The following is a 21,729-nucleotide window of genomic DNA, read 5'->3' on the forward strand; positions in this document are numbered from 1 at the left end:
TTTCATTCTTGAGCATCAGCCCAGTCATTGTGCGTTGTATTTATGGCACTTTTTATCATCGCTAATCAATAATCCACTCAGTAACTAACTTGTGTCTTTATGGCACTTTTTACCATCGCTAATCAATAATCCACTGAGCAACTAACTTGTGTATTTATGGCACTTTTTACCATCGCTAATCAATAATCCACTCAGTAACTAACTTGTGTTGTCACATTACTTATTGTACACGCACTTTTTATTCTATTGCTTATCATTGTATTGACTCTGGTGATGGATAAGGCCTCTGACAAAACGACGTTTATACATGAAGAAAGGGGACAGGCTGACAATGTTAAAGGTGATTAGGCAATGAGTAGTCAACTTAGTAATTATCTTCTGTGCTTATTATGAATATTATTACTGCATTAGGTTGTTAGGGTGTAACAGGTTACAAGACTTTAATGCTTAGTAGACTCTAATAAATTGATTTTATAGGGAGATATACATAAGTTCATAGGGAAATAATTGTAAGCTAATTAGTAAGTTACTTAGTAAGGATTCACTGTGTCCATAATCTACCATATCGATTTCTATTATTTATTGGGTTTTGAATACTCATTTGGATAATCAACAATTTGGGTTTAAGGAGTTGGGCTTTTCAACATAAAAATACTAAGCAAACTCTTTCAGTTAAAGGGTTGTAGATGCAAATTAGAGGGAGAGAAAAACCACATTAGATCTAATTAATATCAAAAGCATATAAGTTACATTTGCATCTATAAAATGGTAAAGGTAGATAAAAAATATATAAAATCAGTAGATTACATGTGAGTTATATTTGAAAAGGACTCATGGCAAGCGGCTTCGCATGAAATTATTTCAATCACTCTTGAAATACTCGACAAGGTGCGTAACATTAGTTAGATTATTTAGCATTCTAGAAGTCTAAACGTATAAAAGTATAAAAAGGGGATGAATGATGCCAATTCGTTTACCAGACGAGTTACCTGCAGTGAATTTCTTACGCGAAGAAAATGTTTTTGTCATGACAACGACAAGAGCTAGCCTTCAGGAGATCCGTCCCTTGAAAGTATTGATATTGAATTTGATGCCAAAAAAAATTGAAACTGAAAACCAGTTTTTAAGGCTTCTATCAAATACGCCTCTACAGGTCGATATCCAACTCTTAAGAATCGACCAAAGAGAATCTAAAAATACACCAACAGAACATTTGAATAATTTTTATTGTGATTTTGAGGATATCAAAGAACAAAACTTTGACGGCTTAATTGTCACAGGAGCGCCTTTGGGGTTAGTTGAATTTGATGATGTATGCTATTGGAGCCAAATCGAAAAAGTGATTGGGTGGGCTAAAGAACATGTAACCTCAACACTTTTCGTTTGTTGGGCAGTACAGGCAGCTTTAAAAGTACTTTATGATTTGCCAAAATGGACACGTACGGAAAAACTTTCGGGTGTTTATCAGCATGATACGTTAGAGCAACATGCATTATTAACACGAGGATTTGATGCCTCATTTTATGCACCTCATTCACGATATGCTGATTTTCCGGAGGATCTTATTCGTGAGCATACAGACTTGGAAATATTAGCCAGTTCTGAAGAGGCTGGAGCTTATTTATTTGGCTCTAAAGATAAACGTCTCGCCTTTGTTACAGGTCACCCTGAATACGATAAAGATACACTTGCTCAAGAATACTGGCGTGACTTTAATGCCGGACTTTCCCCAGAGATCCCATGTAACTATTTTAAAAATAATGATCCAACTAATCCGCCATTGATCAGTTGGCGTAGTCATGGACACTTACTTTTTTCTAATTGGTTGAATTATTATGTGTACCAGATCACACCTTTCGATCTTAGCCATATGGAACCGACTTTAGATTAAAAAAGAATCATTATTTTGCTGGTGTTTTAATAATCATTAGGTACATGGGTTTTTACTTATTTTTATAGAGTTAAATCTCGATTAAGAAATTATTATCAGCATAAAAGCAGCTACTGTGTAGCTGCTTTTTTGTTTTTCAGACAAACTATTTTAATAAGAAAATTATTTAGTAATTACTTGATTTAACGGATATTTAACATATTTCATTTTAAAAATGAAAATTAAATTTCAAAAAAATATTTAATAAAAACTATTATTTATCATTTTGTTACGCATATTTTTTATTAAAATGGAAATCGTTTTTGATTTATTCTTATTTTGATCTTAAGCTTAATCCATAACCCGATATGAATGAGGACTGATCAATGGAGCATCAATTATTAGCATCGGATTTAACATTTACTAAAGAAATAGCTCATCAAGATAATAGAGTATTACATAATGATTCTATTGAATTTCTTTCTCATTTAGTTGAGGTTTTTTTACCTCGCAGAAATCAATTGCTGAAAGAAAGATTAGAAAGACAGGCTAAAATTGATTCTGGGGAATTGCCAAGCTTTATTTTGGAATCTAGTTCCATAAAAAATGACGATTGGAAAATACAAAATATTCCAGAGGACTTGCGTGATCGTCGGGTTGAAATTACTGGCCCTGTTGAACGTAAGATGGTGATTAATGCTTTGAACTCTAACGTTAAAGTTTTTATGGCAGACTTTGAAGATTCACTTTCACCTTCTTGGGAAAAGTTAATTGATGGGCAAATCAACTTAAGTGATGCCATTAATGGTGATATTTCTTATACCAATGAAAATGGTAAGGTTTATCAACTGAAATCAGACCCTGCTGTACTGATTGCTCGTGTCAGGGGGTTACACCTCGATGAAAAGCATGTGTTATTTGGTGGAATGCCAATCCCTGGTGGGCTGTTTGATTTCGCGCTCTATTTTTTCAATAACTATCAAGCCTTGTTAAAGAAAGGTAGTGGTCCTTATTTCTATATTCCAAAATTAGAATCTTGGCAGGAAGCAAAATGGTGGAGTGATGTCTTTAGCGCAGCTGAAGATTTTGTAGAATTACCTCGCGGAACAATTAAGGCAACAGTTTTGATTGAAACATTGCCTGCAGTATTCCAAATGGACGAAATTCTTTATCACATGCGCCACCACATTGTTGGTTTAAATTGTGGTCGTTGGGATTATATTTTTAGCTATATCAAAACATTGAAAGAATACCCTGATAGGGTGTTGCCCGACCGCCAGATTGTCACTATGACACAAGAGTTTCTAAGTGCGTATTCTCGTTTATTAATTAAGACATGTCATCGTCGTGGTGCATTTGCGATGGGAGGGATGTCTGCATTCATTCCAAGTAAAGATGAAGAAGAAAACCAGATGATCCTAGCCAAGGTAAGAGCTGATAAAGAGCTAGAGGCAAAAAATGGCCATGATGGTTCGTGGGTTGCCCATCCAGGCTTAGCAGATATTGTCATGGCGGTTTTTGATAACGCACTGGGGGAGCGAAAAAATCAACTCGATGTATCTCGCGACTCCGACTCTGAAATCACCGCTGAGCAGCTTTTAACACCATGTTCGGGTGAAAGAACTGAAGCTGGAATGAGAGCAAATATCCGTGTTGCGGTGCAGTATATCGAAGCTTGGATATCAGGTAATGGTTGCGTCCCTATTTATGGATTAATGGAAGATGCGGCAACGGCTGAAATTTCTAGAACCTCTATATGGCAATGGATAAGACATGGTAAGTCTTTGTCCAACGGTGAAAAAGTCACCAAAGTGCTTTTCGAAGAAATGCTCGATGAAGAACTTCAAGTTATTCAAAAAGAGCTGGGCGATAAGCGCTTTCAGAGTGGACGTTTTAGAGAGGCGGCAGACTTAATGAGGCGCATCACAACCCAAGATGAACTCATTGAGTTTTTGACTATCCCCGGATACCAATTATTAGACTAACAATAGCAAACATAACATTCGATAAACCCTACATATTCTTATAAAGGAAGTGGATCATGACTATATCGCGCTTAGAGCAAATTGCCCAATTAGAAAATGAATGGAAAAAACCACGTTGGAAAGGCATTACGCGGCCATATTCGGCTGAAGAAGTGATTAAATTACGCGGTTCAGTCAATCTGGAACATTCATTAGCACGCAAAGGCGCTGAACGTTTTTGGGAGCAACTACACGGGAAATCTAAAAAGGGTTATGTCAATGCGCTCGGTGCATTAACAGGTGGGCAAGCTTTGCAGCAAGCGAAGGCAGGCATCGAAGCAGTTTATTTGTCAGGCTGGCAGGTTGCTGCTGATGCTAATACCGCTTCGAGCATGTATCCAGACCAATCACTTTATCCTGTTGATTCAGTTCCTTCGGTTGTTCAGAAAATTAATAATACCTTTCGCCGGGCTGATCAAATTCAATGGGCAAATGGAATTGGACCGGATAACAAAGAATATATTGATTTCTTTTTACCCATTGTTGCAGATGCGGAAGCGGGTTTTGGTGGTGTGCTAAATGCCTTTGAATTAATGAAGAATATGATAGAAGCAGGTGCAGCAGCGGTGCATTTTGAAGACCAACTGGCGGCGGTAAAAAAATGTGGCCATATGGGGGGCAAGGTTTTAGTACCGACTCAAGAAGCTATTCAAAAATTGGTTGCTGCACGATTAGCAGCGGATGTGTCTGGTGTTCCAACTATCTTGATAGCTCGTACGGATGCAGATGCTGCCGACCTTCTGACCTCAGATTGTGATGAGTATGATGCTGATTTTGTGACAGGAGAACGTACCTCAGAAGGTTTTTTCCGTACCAATGCGGGTATTGATCAAGCGATTAGCCGTGGTTTAGCCTATGCACCCTATGCTGACCTTGTTTGGTGTGAAACATCAAAACCTGATTTAGAGGCAGCAAGGCAATTTGCAGATGCAATTCATGCGAAGTATCCAGGTAAACTATTAGCGTACAACTGTTCTCCATCGTTTAACTGGAAGAAGAATTTAGATGATGCCACGATTGCTCGTTTCCAAGATGAACTCGCTGCAATGGGATATCGCTTCCAATTTATTACGTTAGCGGGTATCCACAGCATGTGGTTTAACATGTTCGACCTTGCACACTCTTATGCGCAAGGAGAAGGGATGCGCCATTACGTAGAAAAAGTTCAGGAATGTGAATTTGCGGCAATGAATAAGGGTTATACCTTTTCTTCACACCAACAAGAGGTGGGGACAGGATATTTTGATAAGGTTACAACTGTCATTCAAGGAGGAACTTCCTCTGTGACTGCGTTGACGGGGTCAACAGAAGAGGAGCAGTTCTAGTCAATATTTACTGTTATTTAGTGTCTCTGTTTATTTGATGTATCGGTTAACTTTCAGGCACGTTAAGTGCCTGTTTTTTCTTTAAAGAAATGAAATGGGAGTAAATATGATCCTGACAACTGAGCAGATCATCGCCCAAACAATTTTGCAGGGATTTGATGCGCAATATGGGCGTTTCCTTGAAATTACATCAGGGGCCCAAGAACGGTTTGAGCAGGCAGATTGGCATGCCGTGCAATCCGCGATGAAACAACGTATTCAATTATATGATCACCATGTTGGCTTAGTTGTTGCTCAGTTGCAGTTTATGGGGTTAGTACAATCATTAACGCCGGATAAGTTGGCTTTAATTAAACATGTTTATAAAACACTACTCCCTGATTACCCACGATTTGAAATCGCAGAAAGTTTTTTTAACTCAGTATATTGTCGATTATTTCAGCATAGAGAACTGACTCAAGATAACTTATTCATCTTTACCTCTCAGCCTGCAAGGCGTTTTTCGGTGTCTCCTCGGCCTCTTTCGCGGGAATATCAGGTAGATGGTAATTTAGTGACTTTGCTATTATCAATTTTGAATGGGTTACCTTTAAGACTATCCTGGAGAAACTTAAGCTTTGATATTCAATGTATTATAGAAACACTACAGCATCGTTTTTTACATATTAATACGCAAAAATGTAGCCTACATATTGCAAATGAACTGTTTTATCGCAATAAGGCAGCTTGGTTGGTAGGCAAAATTTATATTAATGATGAAGTACATCCATTTTTATTACCCATTCATCAAGATGATAATCGAAAAATTTACATTGATGCTTGTTTAATCACATTTGATGAGGCGAGTATCGTGTTTGGTTTTGCGCGTTCTTATTTTATGGTATATGCCCCTTTTCCTGCTGCATTGGTATTTTGGTTAAGAGAAATCTTACCAAGCAAGTCTATTGCTGAGCTTTATATGGCAATTGGCTGTCAAAAACACGGAAAAACAGAGTATTACCGGGAGTATTTAGCCTACATTAACTTTGCTAGAGAGCAATTTACTCTCGCGCCAGGGGTAAAAGGCATGGTGATGTTGGTGTTCACTGCACCGGCTTTTGATCGCGTATTTAAAATTATTAAAGATACATTTGCCCCTCAAAAAAATGTCACAAAAGCAAGGGTTCAAGAGTGTTATCGGATTGTCAAAGAACACGACCGAGTAGGGCGAATGGCCGATACCCAAGAGTTTGAAAACTTTGTGATAAATAAAAGTGCGATTAGTCACGAATTGATGGCGGAGTTATTAAACGAGGCGCCATCGCAAATTGAGGATCTGGGTGACAAAATATTAATTCGCCATTTGTATATGGAAAGAAAGATGGTGCCACTGAATATCTACATGGATAATGCAAATAGTGAGCAGTTGAATAATGCATTGAATGAATACGGGTGGGCAATTAAACAGTTGGCTGCTGCCAATATTTTTCCAGGAGATATGCTATTTAAAAATTTTGGTGTGACACGGCATGGGCGAGTTGTATTTTATGACTATGACGAAATTTGTTATATGACGGAAGTTAATTTTCGTCATATACCTGAGGCACTGTATCCTGAGCAGGAGTTATCTGGGGAACCGTGGTATAGCATAGGGGAGCATGATGTTTTCCCTGAAGAATTTGCGTCATTTATTTGCCAAAATAAGCAAATTCGTGATTATTTGCAGCGATATCACGAGGATCTATTTTCAGCGGATTATTGGCAAAAATTACAAAAACGTATTTTGGATGGGTATGTAGAGGATGTTTATGCATATCGTGAAGAATTACGTTTTTGCTATCAATTTAATGGGGCAGTATTATGCTAATTGATTGTATTATCAGTAGTAAAATGAAAAGTTAATGGCTCGGTTATCGCCGAGCCATTAACGAGTTTAAGCTTTTGCGCCTTGTATTGCTTCTTGAGCTAACTGTGTGATTTTTTCGTAGTTACCCGAATTTAGCGCATCTTCTGGCACTAGCCATGACCCACCGATACAAAGTACGCTTTCCAGTGCCAGATAGTCACGATAATTAGCCAATGATATCCCACCTGTTGGGCAGAATTTCACTTGCGAGAATGGGCCTGTAATGGCTTTTAGTGCCTTAACTCCCCCATTCGCTTCTGCAGGGAAAAACTTGAATTCTTTCAAGCCATAATTCATACCAAGCATCAATTCTGAAACGGTCGAAATACCAGGAATTAAAGGAATATCTCCTTGGACTGCGGCAGCTAATAGTTCGTCGGTTAACCCAGGGCTAATAGCAAATTGAGCCCCTGCTTGGGCAACGTCAGCAAGCTGCTTTGCATTAATGACAGTACCAGCCCCGACAATGGCTTCGGGTACTTCTTGAGCGATTAAACGAATTGCATTAATGGCACACTCCGTTCTTAACGTCACCTCTAATACTTTGATGCCACCATTGACAAGGGCTTTAGCGAGAGGTACGGCTTGCTCAAGTTTTTTGATAACAATGACTGGCACGACCGGGCCTTGCTTAAGAATCGCTTCTGCTGTCATTTTCCAATTATTCATATTTTATTCCTATTAGTAAAAATAGATTAAAAATCAATGCTACAAGCTCCTTCTTCGGCACCTGATAAATTTCGTCTTAAAGCGCCGAAAAGTTCTCTGCCGCACCCTATATGCTTATCACTCAAGTCAGGTTTATGTGCATAGCGTTCCGCGATTTCTTGTTCATCAATGAGGAGTTGTAACTCACCAGTCAGTGCATTCACTCTGATCATATCCCCATCTTTAACTTTTGCTAGGAGCCCACCATTGTAAGCTTCAGGTGTCACATGGATAGCCGAGGGAACTTTACCTGATGCGCCAGAGAGTCGGCCATCAGTCACGAGGGCAACTTTATAGCCTCTATCCATTAAAACACCCAGAGGCGGCATTAATTTATGGAGCTCTGGCATGCCATTAGCTGAAGGCCCTTGAAAGCGCACGACGATGATACAATCCCGGTTTAGCATCCCTGATTCAAATTGAGCGGTAATATCATTTTGATTATTAAAGACAACTGCTGGGGCTTCAATAATTTGATTTTCTTCGGGAACCGCAGAGGTTTTCATCATTGCACGACCTAAATTACCCGATAGTAATTTTGTTCCGCCATGATAAGAAAAAGGGCTGTCTATTTGCGCGATAACTTCTGGATTAAATGAATCTTTAGGGCCATCTCGCCACTCTAAATGACCGTTATTTAACCAAGGTTCTTGCGTATAGCGTGAGAGACCAAAACCTGCAACCGTGTTAACATCTTCATGTAATAGCCCTTTTTGTAGAAGTTGGTGAATTAACAATGCCACTCCACCTGCAGCTTGGAACTGATTAATATCGGCCTGCCCATTTGGATAAATACGGCACATTAATGGAACAATCGCAGAAAGGTCAGAAAAATCATCCCAATTGATGATAATACCTGCGGCACGGGCAATAGCAACGAGGTGCATAGTCAGGTTAGTTGATCCCCCCGTTGCAAGTAAAGCCACAATACCGTTAACGATCACTTTTTCATCAACTAAATGCCCGATAGGTAAATATTGGCCTGATTGTTCTGTTAAACGTGTGATTTGCCGGGCTGCGGCATTTGTTAATGCATCACGTAGGGGCGTTTCGGGTGGCACAAAGGATGCGCCTGGTAAATGTAACCCCATGACCTCCATGACCATTTGGTTTGAGTTAGCCGTTCCATAAAAAGTACAAGTACCAATACCATGATAGGATGCGGCTTCTGCTTCTAACAATTCGTTTCGGCCTACTTTTCCTTCCACATATAGCTGGCGAATACGTACTTTTTCTTTATTGGGTAGCCCTGTAGACATGGGACCTGCGGGAACAAAAATCGCGGGAAGGTGGCCAAAGGATAGTGCGCCAAGCATTAAACCAGGCACAATTTTGTCACAGATACCTAAATATAGAGCCCCATCAAACATATTGTGAGATAAGCCGATTGCTGTTGACATGGCGATGACATCACGGCTGAGCATGGATAATTCCATCCCATCTTGCCCTTGAGTTACGCCATCACACATCGCGGGCACCCCAGCCGCGACTTGGCCAATAGAACCTGCTTCGAGCAATGCTTTTTTCAACTGTTCTGGGTATTTATCGTATGGGCGATGTGCAGATAACATGTCGTTATAAGCGTTAATAATGGCAATATCCGCCCGAGTCATACTTTTAAGTATTTGTTTTTCTTCTGTTTGACAGGTGGCGAATCCATGAGCAAGGTTACCACAAGCGAGTGAAGCACGATGAACTGTTATGGTACGAGCTTGCTCAATTTTATTTAGGTAAGTGGTGCGGGTTTGTGCTGAACGACACATAATACGTTGAGTGATACGCAGTAGCTCATCATGGGGAGTTATTGGTGTCATGGTTTCAGTGATATTTTTGCTCATGATAATTGCTCCATCAGGCGGATAAAAATAATGATTTCTGCTTGGTTTTAGATTATGTCTTATCCATTCAGCGGTTAGTATTCATTCAACTTTCAATATTGTTACCGGTAACATTGTTTAGCTAAACAACGTAAATAGCAATCATCAAAGTGAAAATTAAGCACTAACTGTGACCTTAATCAAGATTAGAGGATGAACAAGGCTGAACAGGACAAGAGCAAATTGCATGCTATAGTGATAGAAATAAAGGCGCTAATCGTTGGATTGATGCTATTTACACAATAATTGAGTTGATAAAAACAAGAGTATTCGAATGCTAAAATATGTTGTTATTGTTGTAGTGTGCTTTTTTGCATCAATTGTGCATGCACAGATAAAGATTACCGCAGGATCGTATACTATCTTGATGAAGATACTTAGCCAGCAAAACGACATGGGTCAATCTCACCAGCATACTGAGAAAGTTGAAGTGATTACTCAGTCTTTAATCGGTACGCCGTATAATAAACATACGTTAAATCAGTCACAATCCACCATAGAAACACTGGTTGTGAATTTAAAAGCGATGGATTGTATGACGTTTATTGAGTATACCGAGGCATTCAAACGCTCGGAAAGCTATGACCAATTTATGACGAATTTAGCTGATATTCGTTATATTGATCAGAAAATCAGTTTTACCAACCGACGTCATTTTTTTTCGGATTGGGCGCAAGAGCCTAACTCCATCGCTTGGGATATTACTCGACAAATGAGCCCACATACGGTAACGGTAAATAAAACGCTTAATTTGAATAAGCATGGTGGTTTTTTGATTGCAGGAGTACCCGTAAAAGACAGGGCTATCAGCTACATACCAGTAAAGTTTATTGATGATAATGTTATTAACCATTTAAAAACAGGGGATTATATTGGTATTTATTCTAAAAACAGTGGGTTGGATGTCTCGCATGTCGGTATCATTATTAAACAAGGAGATAAAACTTTATTTAGAAATGCCTCTTCACTTAAAGGAAGCTTAAAAGTCAGTGATATCGAGTTAAAGCATTATTTAACAGGGAAGCTGGGAGTTCTTATTTTTAGGGCAAAAATAGATTAATTACCAAGAAATAAGGATTAAAATAAGGTTATCTAATCATTTGCTCTGATTATTTGTTATAAATAAATTAATATATCATCGAGATAGTCAATAAAACAGTTCATTGTACTTTTTTTAAAAAATGGAAATTAATATATAATATAAATGAGTATCGTATTTTTATTAGTTACTAATTATTACCAGTGCATTTAAAGTGTAAAAGGATATTAAATTATCGATTTGATCAATAAAATATCACAATATATTTTAATTGGATTAAATTTTAAAAAAACTTTTATAAAGCAATAGATTGCTTTATAAATAATACGAAAGTCTCTTTTTTTTGTATATAAAAAACATGTTTGCCTATCAATTGCTATTGTTTTGATTGCTCATAACTATTTTAAATGTATTTGATTAATTTTATAATGATTAATACTAGCTAAATTTTATTTTCTTATTTAGGAGATGGTTATGCATATCGTTAACAAGAAAAATATTTATGCATTATTGGGAAATCATTTACGAAAAGCTAGAGTGAGCAAGGGGTTATCTGGGAATGAACTAGGTTCAATTATTCAGTTAAGCCAGCAACAAGTGTCTCGTTATGAGTTAGGAATTAACAAATTAAGTTTAGATAAACTAATTGAAATTGTCATTTTTTTAGATATCGATATTAATGATATTACTAAGTTGATCATTAAGCAGGTTGAGTATGAAAAAAAGGAGCTGATACCAGGTTAAAAACTTTTTATGGTGTTTCAATAAATTTTCATGATTAATCTGCTGTGCTAAAAAGTGGCTGACCTACAGAGAACTGATTTTTCATTTATTACGCTGCCCAATAAAAATAAAATTAATGGATTATACTTACTATTATAAGTATCGTTATGATGATAAATTCTTCAGAGTGAAAAATAATTAAGTCTATTTTGCACAACTATAATTAATTGAATTAATGTTTTTTTAAATAAAAATAATTAATATTCTCTTAATGAATTCTTGTGTTTTTATTTAATTTTTTAAGTGGGTAGCAGTAAGCGCCTATTAGTAAAATCTGCGGTGGTTAATGAAAAGTTTTTTTGTTTCATTTTGAACTAAAAAACGTGTTGCAGTATGAAAACTAAGCTTACTTATTTTTTCTATAAAGGATAGGAAGGAATAGGTAAGCTTTAAAAATGAACCTACGCTAATTTATTTGCCTACAATTTTTCTGCTAAGTTCTACCATATAAAGCAACACAGTTTCTATAGTGTTATGGATAACCTTGTGTTTAAATATGCCACACTACGGGTAGGATAAGGCTACGGTTTGATGTTGAAACATATAGGGATATTTCTCATTTTCTTACTTGCTGGGTGTTCGTCTCCCACGTCAAATAATGGTTATTTTGTCGATAAACGTTATCCTTCTCAAAACACCAGTGAGCGCATTCAGTATGTTATTTTGCACTATACCGTGTCTGATGATGCTCATTCTATTAAAATATTGACCAAAGGTAAGGTCAGTTCTCACTATCTCATTCCAAGCCATCCAGATTATAAAGCTGGAAAACCGATTGTATTACAGCTCGTTCCTGAAGAATTAAAGGCTTGGCATGCGGGGGATAGCCGTTGGCTTTACCACACCAGTTTGAATGACTCTTCAATAGGAATTGAAATTGTGAATGCGGGTTTCCAAGGCGAGAAAAAAGGGGATAAAAGCTGGCCTGTGTTTAATGAGTCGCAAGTCACCGCTTTAATTCCGCTACTAAAAGATATTATGCAGCGGTATAACATTCCTCCCGAAAATATAATCGGTCACAGTGATATTGCCCCGCTACGTAAGCAAGATCCAGGTAGGGCTTTTCCATGGCAACGCCTTTCACAACAAGGGATTGGAGCTTGGCCAGACCCCAAAACTGTCAATAAATATCTCACAGACCGGAATGTGAATGAACCTGCAAATATACTGCGTATTCAAAAAGCACTGAAGTTTTATGGGTATTCGGGTATTCCATTATCAGGTAAGTTAGATGTACAAACGAAAAAAACTTTACGTGCATTTCAATTACACTTTAGGCCGCGAGATATTGAAGGTTTAGCGGATGCAGAAACGGAAGCTATTGCCCTTGCATTGATTGAAAAGTATCGCGATATATCAAAATTTAAAGCCTTTGAGCGAACTAAGCAGTTAGAACATGCTTCTGCCAGCCAGCAAGGGGATTAGTTTTTTAAATACCTTGGTTTTTTATTATGTTACCTATCAAAAGTGCGGGTTTCCCCGCATTCTATACCTTTAGATGCTGAAGCTAGCGATTTGCACCATACTCACGGCTAATTTCTTTCGCAGCTTTGATGACCATCGCACCTAACTCTGTAATACGGTCATCTGTGATTCGAGATAATGGCCCAGAGATAGATATCGCAGCAAAAGCCTCTTTGTGTTCATCATAAATACAGGCACCAATACACCTTAAGCCTAATGCATGCTCTTCATCATCATAAGAAAACCCTTGTTTTTTGGCTTGCTGTAAATTTTCTTTTAATGCAGAAGGATTGGTTAATGTGAAAGGAGTATAAGCATGTAACCCTTTACGGCTTAAAAGTGGAATGAGCTTATCTTCAGGTAAATTAGCGATAAACGCTTTACCCGCACCAGAGGCATGCAAAGGGAGTTTGCCGCCAATCGGCGCAGACATGCGCATTAATGCCGTGCATTGCACTTGGTCGACAATAACGGCATCGTACTCAGTGTGGTCAAGAATCGCTAAATTAACTGTTTCACCTGATTCATCCATTAAACGACGTAATATAGGGTGAACTAATGCTAATAAATTACGACTTTCTAAGAAGCTACTGCCAATAATAAAGGCATTGGAAGCGATAACCCACAAGCCTAAATCCCCCGTTTGGCGTACAAAACCATGCTGTTCTAAGGTCATTAATAGCCGGTGTGTTGTTGAGTTGGGTAAACCTGCTTGCAATGCGAGGTCAGTTAAGGCGATGCCCCCAGTGGATTCAGAAATAGATTCCAACAGTGTGAGTCCACGGCTTAATGATTGGACTTGCCCAGCTGCGGTTGCACCACTTGCTGGCCCTTTTGCTTTTTTGAGTTTTTTTGTAATTGGTGCCGTTGCCATTAAGCCTCTCCTGACTGTAATGAAATTTGATTCTATTATGAACTAACTAAGCTAAAAATACTCATCGGATCAGTGAGAAAGTGATCGTCACATAACCTGAGAAACTCTCATCATAACAGTGAATTTCAAACACAAAAGTTATGGTAGGATGTTAAGTGTAAAAATTTGACTTATTTCTCAGTGTTTCCGATCAGGAGGGCAGTGCAGTGTCCGAAAAAGTGAATCAATTAGAACAAGAATTAAAAAAACGTATATTGGTATTAGATGGTGCAATGGGGACAATGATCCAGCAGCACAAACTCACAGAAGAACAGTTTCGTGGTGAACGCTTTGCGGATTGGCCCAGCGACCTTAAAGGCAATAATGACTTGTTGGTACTGACTCAGCCTGAAATTATTCGAGAGATTCACAGTCAATATTTTGAAGCGGGTGCAGATATTATTGAAACCAATACATTTAACTCCACATCCATTGCGATGGCGGATTATAAAATGGAAACACTTTCCGCAGAAATTAATGAAGTCGCTGCACGTATCGCCCGTGAATGTGCCGATGAATGGACACGTAAAACCCCAGAAAAGCCGCGTTATGTCGCTGGGGTGCTAGGGCCGACCAATCGTACCGCATCGATTTCCCCTGATGTGAACGATCCTGCATTTCGTAATATCACATTTGATCAACTGGTTGACGCTTATCGAGAATCCACGCGATCACTCGTGAAAGGCGGGGTTGATCTGATCATGATCGAAACCATTTTCGATACGTTGAATGCCAAAGCAGCCATTTTTGCAGTAGAAACGGAACTTGAAGCGCTCAACGTTTCATTGCCAATCATGATTTCAGGCACGATAACGGACGCTTCTGGTAGAACGCTTTCTGGGCAAACAACGGAAGCTTTTTATAACTCATTGCGCCATGCACAGCCAATATCATTTGGGTTGAATTGTGCATTGGGGCCTGATGAATTACGCCAATACATTGCAGAGCTGTCACGCATTGCCGAATGTTATGTGAGCGCTCACCCTAATGCAGGGCTACCAAATGCTTTTGGCGAATATGACCTTGATGCGCAAAATATGGCGCAGCAAATTCAAGAATGGGCAAAAGCAGGTTTCTTGAATATTGTCGGTGGGTGTTGTGGGACAACGCCGCTGCATATTCGCAAAATGGCGGAGGCCGTTGAAGGGGTAGCGCCGCGCCAACTCCCCAATTTACCAGTCGAATGCCGTCTTTCAGGTTTAGAGCCGCTTAATATTGGGGCAAAATCGCTGTTTGTGAACGTGGGGGAAAGAACCAACGTCACTGGATCAGCAAAATTCAAGCGGTTGATTAAAGAAGAAAACTACCAAGAAGCCTTAGATGTCGCTCGCCAGCAAGTCGAAAGTGGTGCACAAGTCATTGATATTAATATGGACGAAGGTATGTTGGACTCCCATGCGGCCATGGTACGTTTTCTTAATTTGATCGCGGGGGAGCCTGATATTGCCCGCGTGCCAATCATGATCGACTCCTCGAAGTGGGATGTTATCGAAGCAGGGCTTAAGTGCATACAAGGCAAAGGCATAGTGAACTCCATTTCAATGAAAGAGGGGGTTGAGGCTTTTGTTGAACACGCCAAATTATTGCGCAAATACGGCGCTGCCGTTGTCGTCATGGCATTTGATGAGGTAGGTCAGGCTGATACTCGCGAGCGGAAAATTGAAATTTGCCGCCGTGCTTACCAAATTTTGACAGAAGAAGTTGGCTTCCCTCCAGAAGATATTATTTTTGACCCTAATATTTTTGCCGTAGCAACAGGAATTGAGGAACACAATAACTATGCGGTTGATTTTATTGAGGTCTGTAAGGATATTAAAGATCAACTCCCTCATGCGATGATTTCAGGTGGTGTTTCTAACGTTTCTTTCTCATTTAGGGGAAATGATCCTGTTCGTGAGGCGATCCACGCTGTGTTCCTGTATTACGCGATCCGCAATGGCATGGACATGGGGATCGTCAACGCGGGGCAATTAGCCATTTATGATGATTTACCAGCACAGTTAAAAGATGCCGTCGAAGATGTAATTTTAAACCGCCGTGATGATAGCACCGAACGTTTGTTGGAACTGGCTGAAAAATATCGCGGTTCGGGTTCAGTTGAGCAACAAGTTCAACAGGCGGAATGGCGCAGTTGGGAAGTGGAAAAACGCTTAGAATACGCTCTTGTGAAAGGTATTACCGAATTTATTATTCCAGATACCGAAGAAACTCGCCAACGTGCATCAAGCCCAATTGAAGTGATTGAAGGGCCATTAATGAACGGCATGAACGTGGTTGGGGACCTATTTGGTGAAGGAAAGATGTTCTTACCACAAGTGGTGAAATCGGCTCGCGTGATGAAACAAGCGGTGGCTTATTTAGAACCGTATATTCAAGAGCTTAAACAATCAGGTAGCAGCTCAGGTAAAGTGCTGCTTGCGACAGTCAAAGGGGATGTTCACGACATCGGTAAAAATATTGTTGGTGTTGTTTTACAGTGTAATAACTATGAAATCATTGACTTAGGTGTGATGGTGCCATGCGAAACTATTTTAAAAACGGCGCGTGAGCAAAATGTTGATATTATCGGTTTGTCTGGTTTGATCACGCCATCCCTAGATGAAATGGTGCATGTAGCAAAAGAGATGGAAAGACAAGGCTTTACACTGCCATTATTGATTGGTGGTGCGACAACCTCGAAAGCGCACACAGCAGTGAAAATTGAGCCGAATTACAGTGGGCCAACGACCTATGTACAGAACGCATCACGTACTGTAGGCGTCGTCGCTGCACTGTTATCTGAAACGCAAAAGGCAGATTTTGTTGCGCGTACACGTCGTGAATATGACACAGTACGTTTGCAACATGGTAGAAGAAGGCCGAAAACACCTCCAGTTGCACTGGATATTGCACGCGCAAATGCGGTGAATATTGATTGGCAAGCATACCAGCCACCTGTGCCAAAATACCTCGGTGTTCAAGAAGTTAGCGCTTCGATAACAACATTACGTGAGTATATCGATTGGACGCCATTTTTCATGACATGGTCTCTAGCGGGTAAATACCCACGTATTTTAGACGATGAAGTCGTGGGCACTGAAGCACGTAAGTTATTGAATGATGCCAATGAGATGTTAGACAGGCTCGAGAATGAGCGTTTACTGACACCAAAAGGTATTTTTGGCTTATTCCCTGCCAACCGTGTTGGTGATGACGTTGAAGTCTATACCGATGAAACACGTAATCATGTGAAAGTGCTGAGTTTGAACCTACGCCAGCAAACCTTAAAGACGGATTTTCCGAACTATTGTTTATCGGATTTTGTTGCGCCAAAAGACAGTGGTAAAGCCGATTATATTGGGGCGTTTGCTGTGACAGGTGGCCTTGAAGAGGATGCGCTGGCGGATGAGTATGAAAAACAGCATGATGATTATAATAAAATCATGGTCAAAGCGCTGGCGGATAGGCTAGCGGAAGCCTTTGCAGAATATTTGCACCAGCAAGTGCGTATCCAATATTGGGGCTATGCAGCAGATGAAAACTTGAGTAATGAAGAGCTGATCCGCGAAAATTACCAAGGTATCCGCCCTGCACCGGGGTATCCAGCTTGCCCTGAGCACACCGAAAAAGAAAAAATTTGGCAGTTGCTAGACGTTGAAAACCAAGTGGGAATGAAACTGACAAGCTCCTATGCGATGTGGCCAGGAGCCGCGGTATCGGGCTGGTATTTCAGTCACCCAGACAGTAAATATTTTGCTGTGGCGCAGCTGCAAAAAGACCAAATAGCGGACTATTCGCAGCGTAAAGGGATGTCGGTGACGGAACTGGAGCGTTGGTTAGCGCCTAATTTAGGCTATGACCCCGAAGATTGATAAAACAGTGCATTGATTTTTCAGGTGTTCGGCACCATCTTATGGGGAAAGACATTAAAGGGGTCCAATGATGAGCTATGAATTTATTATTGAAAATGAATTGCCGCAATCCGTGGCATTTCCTTATCAAATCCAAAACAGTGCGGCGCCTGACACTTTTCTTATGAGCGAAGATGCGGTCAGTGCCATGATGAGCATCTTACAAATCATGGATAAACTCGATACCGACGAGTCCCTTGATGAGCACTGTTTTAACCAAATCTGGTTAAAAAGCGAATTAACACCCGCTCGTGCGGAAGAAATTTATTTGTTTCTGGAAGAGAGTTTAGCGGTAGAGCCTGTCCCTTCACAAGAAGAAATTGCGGCATTTCATCAAGCTCAAGTCGATGAAAACAAACTACTATCGCAAGAAAGCAGCAAAGAAGGCATGATCCCAGTCCATAAGTTTTCTACCAACGATGGCTGGTTAGTAACGACCAAAGAGTGTGAGTGGATAGCGGAGGTTTTTGCTCCCGAGTTGGTGAGTGAAAACCACTTTGTGGTATCTCAAATTTCAGAATTGTGCAAAATTAGCCATCAAAAGCTGGAACATTTACTGATCGAATGGGGTAAGTTCAACTTATTCGCCAGCAAGCATGGTGGTTACCGCGTTAATTAAGCCCTTAATTGTTTAATCTCGGATTTAGGTGATGGTCGTTCAGCAAGACATGAACATCACCTAAATTTTTCGCCGAAATTCCTTTCTAATCGCGTTTTTTCAGCTTGTATCCCTTATGGATTTCCTATCGGAATGTTATGTTAATGATATAACGCCAATGAATGGGTAATGGTGATGAAATTACGGTATTTATTTCTAGTAGTCTGTTTGAGTACAGCTTCTGTGGCTCAAGCCACTTCTGAAGCGCCTTCCACCAAAAATAAGCCAGCAGAAATGACAGGGCAGACTAACGATGTCGTGCTTCCCGATGATTTTAAAGCAAAATTAAAATCAGCCAAGGAAGGGGATGTTGATGCGATGGTGGATGTCGGGCTTGCTTATATGGAAGGGACAGATTTTTTACAGGTTAATGATAAAGAGGCGTATCGCTGGTTTAAAAAGGTCTCTGATTTAGATAATACCGATGGGGATTATTACCTCGGTATGTTGCTACAAAACCAAGAGAAATATAAACAAGCGGAGCGTTGGTATCGCCGTGGTGCAGAAAAAGGTGATGCGTATTGCCAATATGCGTTGGGCTATTTTTATGAGCACGGCTTAGGTGTCACACAAAACTTTAAACAAGCCAAAGCGTGGTATTCCGAAGCCGCAGAGCAAGAACATGCCAATGCACAATTTGCCATGGGGCTTTTTTACCATGATGGGCTAGGCGGCAATGTGGATTACCAAAAAGCCCGTGAATGGTATGAGCGAAGTGCGGTCAATAATATCGCCGCTGCAGTCAATAACCTTGCCGTGATGTATGAAAATGGTGAGGGTGTTGAAAAAGATGATGCGACAGCTATTTATCTTTATCGCCAAGCAGCCAATATGGGCTCTGCCATTGCGCAAAATAATATGGGTGATTTTTACCAGCAGGGCCATTCACTTATCGAAAAAAATGGCTATCAAGCTATGTACTGGTATAAACGTGCGGCACAGCAAAATAATGTTGATGCACAACTGGCTATCGCAAATGCCTATGAGTCGGGTGATGGCGTAGGAAAAGATTTAACCGAGGCGTTTGCTTGGTATGAGCGAGCTGCGCAAAATGAGTCGCTGGATGCGGGGATGAAAGTAGCTGAATTTTATGAAAAAGGGTTAGGCGGTATTGCGAAAAACCCAGCTAAAGCCATCGAACTCTATAAAACATTAGCCAAGAATGAGGCTGATGATGCGCAAATTAAATTGGCGAAGATGTATGTTGCTGGTGAATTAAATGATGTGGATATCAAGGATATCGTCAATTGGTTACAGCTGGCGGAAGATGATAGCCTTGACGCGAAAAACCAATTAGCCATTTTCTATTTAACAGGAAGCGGTGTCGCGCAAAATTCACAAAAAGCACGCCAGCTTCTAGAAAAAGTTGCGTTTAAGAAAAACAGTGATGCGCAAAACAACCTAGCAGTGATGTACGCCCGCGGTGAAGGCGGTGAGAAAAATATTTTCCGCTCTGTGATGTGGTTTGAGCGAGCCGCCGAACTCGGGAATGCAACGGCAAAACGTAATTTGGCTCTTTTGCAGAATAATAAAGAGGTTAAAGCCTCGATGCTGCGTTATACCGATAACATCAATCAGTCGATGGAGAGTGCGAAAAAACGTTAAGTGTTCACTGAAAAGGCGATCATGGAGATCGCCTTTTATTTTCTAGAATGGGTGGTGTGAATTATTCGAACAAATTACTGTGTAATGTACGAACGATATTTTCCGCATCATTACCTGGAACCAGTAGGCAAATATTGTGGCTGCTTGCACCATAGCTGATCATACGAATATTGAAAGACTCTAATGCCCCGAAAATTTGTTTTCCAAGGCCATTCACTTGCGATAACTCGTTACCAATAATTGCGACTAACGCTAAATTCTCTTCAACTTCAACACGACATAACGCGGAAAGCTCCGTCATCAATGCATTGGTTAATAGGCTGCCATTGGTGCCTGTCGAGCCTGTGGTATCGAGTGTGAGTGCAACGCTAACTTCTGAGGTGGTAATTAAGTCCACAGAAATATTGTGGCGTAGCAAGATAGTGAAAATTTCAGCTAAGAAGCCACGTGCATGCAGCATTTTTAGGCTATGGAGCGTTAATAATGTTTGTTTGCGACGCAGGGCTAATGCTCTGAATTGCGGTGGATTAGTGGTTTTGTCACTGACAATGGTTCCACCTGCTTCAGGGTCTTTACTCGAGCCCACAAACACAGGGATACCCGAGCGAACAGCGGGAAGCAAGGTGGCTGGATGCAGAATTTTAGCCCCAAATGTGGCCATTTCAGCCGCTTCATCAAAGGCGATTTCATCGATACGCTGTGCATTTGGCACAACACGCGGGTCAGTGCTGTAGATGCCCGGAACATCTGTCCAAATATCCACGCGGGATAAATTCAGTACCTCAGCTAGTAGTGCTGCCGTATAGTCACTGCCGCCGCGTCCCAGTGTGGTTGTACGGCCTTTTTCATCGCGGCCAATAAAGCCTTGTGTAATCACGACGGATTCAGCCAAGCGAGGGTGCAAATGTTGTTCAGCAAGGGTTTTTAGTTGGTCAAGGTCAGGTTCTGCACGGCCAAAACTATCATTAGTTCTCATGACCTTACGTACATCAAACCATTGTGAGTTGGCATTGCGCTGGCGTAAAACCTCAACAAAAAGCAGAGTCGACATTAATTCCCCGTGACTGACCATTTCATCTGTCAATGCATCTGAGGTGGCAAGAGAGGCGGAATCGGCTAAATGGGCAATATTATCCAGTAAGCGATTGACTTCTTCACGAATAACGTCTGCGGTCTGTAGATTATCAATAATTGCATATTGAATATCTTTAACCTTTTGCAGCAGCTCATTGCGTTTATCAGCGTCACAACCTTCAGCCAATTCAATCAGTAAGTTAGTAATGCCTGCGGAGGCAGAAAGAACCACAACGCGCACGTTGGGGTTGGAAAGAACAATATTGGCGCTGTTGTTCATTGCTTCAAAGTTCGCGACACTAGTGCCACCAAATTTTGCAATAACAAACTGATTGTTGTCTGACGAAGACGCTACGGTATTCATGGTGTCAATCCCTTTGGTTAAACCTAAACTTTATATAGATTTATCGGGTAAATAGAGGCGCGTCAATCAAGAATCGAAGCAAATCAGTAATTCTAATGATGGGGGGGGGTATTATCGATTTTCTCAATATACTCAATATACTCGTCATCCTTCAAGCTGCATGGGTGTTGGCTTCGCTCAGATAGCCGAATCACATACTTTTGTATGCTCATCGGTCTATCTTCCCTTGCCGCCTACATGCAACTCGAAT

General features: G+C 40.4%; 14 protein-coding genes. 10 read left to right on the top strand and 4 right to left on the bottom strand.

The genetic code is table 11. The annotated features are described in order from the left end of the window. Positions 1–961 precede the first annotated feature (961 nt). From metA to aceK, 4 genes are all read left to right on the top strand, one after another. Positions 962–1,891 carry a homoserine O-acetyltransferase MetA gene (gene metA / locus ABWP91_RS19515; RefSeq protein WP_353244665.1) on the top strand — a complete coding sequence of 310 codons (930 nt, stop codon included), beginning with the start codon at positions 962–964 and terminating at the stop codon, positions 1,889–1,891. 365 nt (positions 1,892–2,256) lie between these two features. Next, on the top strand, positions 2,257–3,855 hold the full coding sequence (gene aceB / locus ABWP91_RS19520; RefSeq protein WP_353244653.1) for a malate synthase A: 1,599 nt from the start codon (positions 2,257–2,259) through the stop codon (positions 3,853–3,855). Between the two features lie 56 nt (positions 3,856–3,911). Beyond that, on the top strand, positions 3,912–5,219 hold the full coding sequence (aceA, locus tag ABWP91_RS19525) for an isocitrate lyase (RefSeq protein ID WP_353244654.1): 1,308 nt from the start codon (positions 3,912–3,914) through the stop codon (positions 5,217–5,219). 106 nt (positions 5,220–5,325) lie between these two features. Continuing rightward, positions 5,326–7,065 (top strand): bifunctional isocitrate dehydrogenase kinase/phosphatase, encoded by a 1,740-nt coding sequence (aceK, locus tag ABWP91_RS19530; protein ID WP_353244655.1) that lies wholly within the window; start codon positions 5,326–5,328, stop codon positions 7,063–7,065. 66 nt (positions 7,066–7,131) lie between these two features. Here the strand turns inward: aceK and ABWP91_RS19535 are convergent, their stop codons facing one another. Together ABWP91_RS19535 and edd are read right to left on the bottom strand one after the other, a co-directional pair. Beyond that, positions 7,132–7,773, bottom strand: coding sequence for a bifunctional 4-hydroxy-2-oxoglutarate aldolase/2-dehydro-3-deoxy-phosphogluconate aldolase (locus ABWP91_RS19535; protein ID WP_353244656.1), 642 nt, complete (start codon positions 7,771–7,773; stop codon positions 7,132–7,134). A 26-nt stretch (positions 7,774–7,799) separates the two neighbouring features. Then, positions 7,800–9,626 (bottom strand): phosphogluconate dehydratase, encoded by a 1,827-nt coding sequence (gene edd / locus ABWP91_RS19540; RefSeq protein ID WP_502935830.1) that lies wholly within the window; start codon positions 9,624–9,626, stop codon positions 7,800–7,802. A 337-nt stretch (positions 9,627–9,963) separates the two neighbouring features. Here edd and ABWP91_RS19545 point away from each other — a divergent pair, with 337 nt between their 5' ends. The 3 genes from ABWP91_RS19545 to ABWP91_RS19555 all read left to right on the top strand — a co-directional run bounded on the left by ABWP91_RS19545 (position 9,964) and on the right by ABWP91_RS19555 (position 12,936). Next, entirely contained in the window at positions 9,964–10,749 is a 786-nt protein-coding gene (locus tag ABWP91_RS19545) for an N-acetylmuramoyl-L-alanine amidase-like domain-containing protein (protein ID WP_353244658.1), read from the top strand. Positions 10,750–11,202: 453 nt separating this feature from the next. Next, the gene (locus ABWP91_RS19550; protein WP_353244659.1) at positions 11,203–11,472 is read left to right on the top strand and encodes a helix-turn-helix domain-containing protein; all 270 of its coding nucleotides are present in this window, start codon (positions 11,203–11,205) and stop codon (positions 11,470–11,472) included. A gap of 570 nt (positions 11,473–12,042) precedes the next feature. Next, on the top strand, positions 12,043–12,936 hold the full coding sequence (locus ABWP91_RS19555; RefSeq protein ID WP_353244660.1) for an N-acetylmuramoyl-L-alanine amidase: 894 nt from the start codon (positions 12,043–12,045) through the stop codon (positions 12,934–12,936). Positions 12,937–13,018: 82 nt separating this feature from the next. Here the strand turns inward: ABWP91_RS19555 and iclR are convergent, their stop codons facing one another. Beyond that, positions 13,019–13,849, bottom strand: a complete 831-nt coding sequence (iclR, locus tag ABWP91_RS19560; protein WP_219245498.1) for a glyoxylate bypass operon transcriptional repressor IclR — start codon at positions 13,847–13,849, stop codon at positions 13,019–13,021. Positions 13,850–14,055: 206 nt separating this feature from the next. Here iclR and metH point away from each other — a divergent pair, with 206 nt between their 5' ends. From metH to ABWP91_RS19575, 3 genes are all read left to right on the top strand, one after another. Continuing rightward, complete coding sequence (gene metH / locus ABWP91_RS19565; protein ID WP_353244661.1) at positions 14,056–17,739, top strand: methionine synthase; 3,684 nt, start codon at positions 14,056–14,058, stop codon at positions 17,737–17,739. A gap of 67 nt (positions 17,740–17,806) precedes the next feature. Beyond that, positions 17,807–18,397, top strand: a complete 591-nt coding sequence (locus ABWP91_RS19570) for a hypothetical protein (RefSeq protein ID WP_353244662.1) — start codon at positions 17,807–17,809, stop codon at positions 18,395–18,397. A 174-nt stretch (positions 18,398–18,571) separates the two neighbouring features. After that, positions 18,572–20,041 carry a tetratricopeptide repeat protein gene (locus tag ABWP91_RS19575; RefSeq protein WP_353244663.1) on the top strand — a complete coding sequence of 490 codons (1,470 nt, stop codon included), beginning with the start codon at positions 18,572–18,574 and terminating at the stop codon, positions 20,039–20,041. Positions 20,042–20,102: 61 nt separating this feature from the next. Here the strand turns inward: ABWP91_RS19575 and lysC are convergent, their stop codons facing one another. After that, positions 20,103–21,479: a lysine-sensitive aspartokinase 3 gene (gene lysC / locus ABWP91_RS19580; protein ID WP_353244664.1), complete on the bottom strand. Its 1,377-nt coding sequence runs from the start codon at positions 21,477–21,479 to the stop codon at positions 20,103–20,105. Between the last annotated feature and the right edge of the window lie 250 nt (positions 21,480–21,729).

The organism is Providencia sp., from assembly GCF_040396775.1.
Lineage (GTDB): Bacteria > Pseudomonadota > Gammaproteobacteria > Enterobacterales > Enterobacteriaceae > Providencia.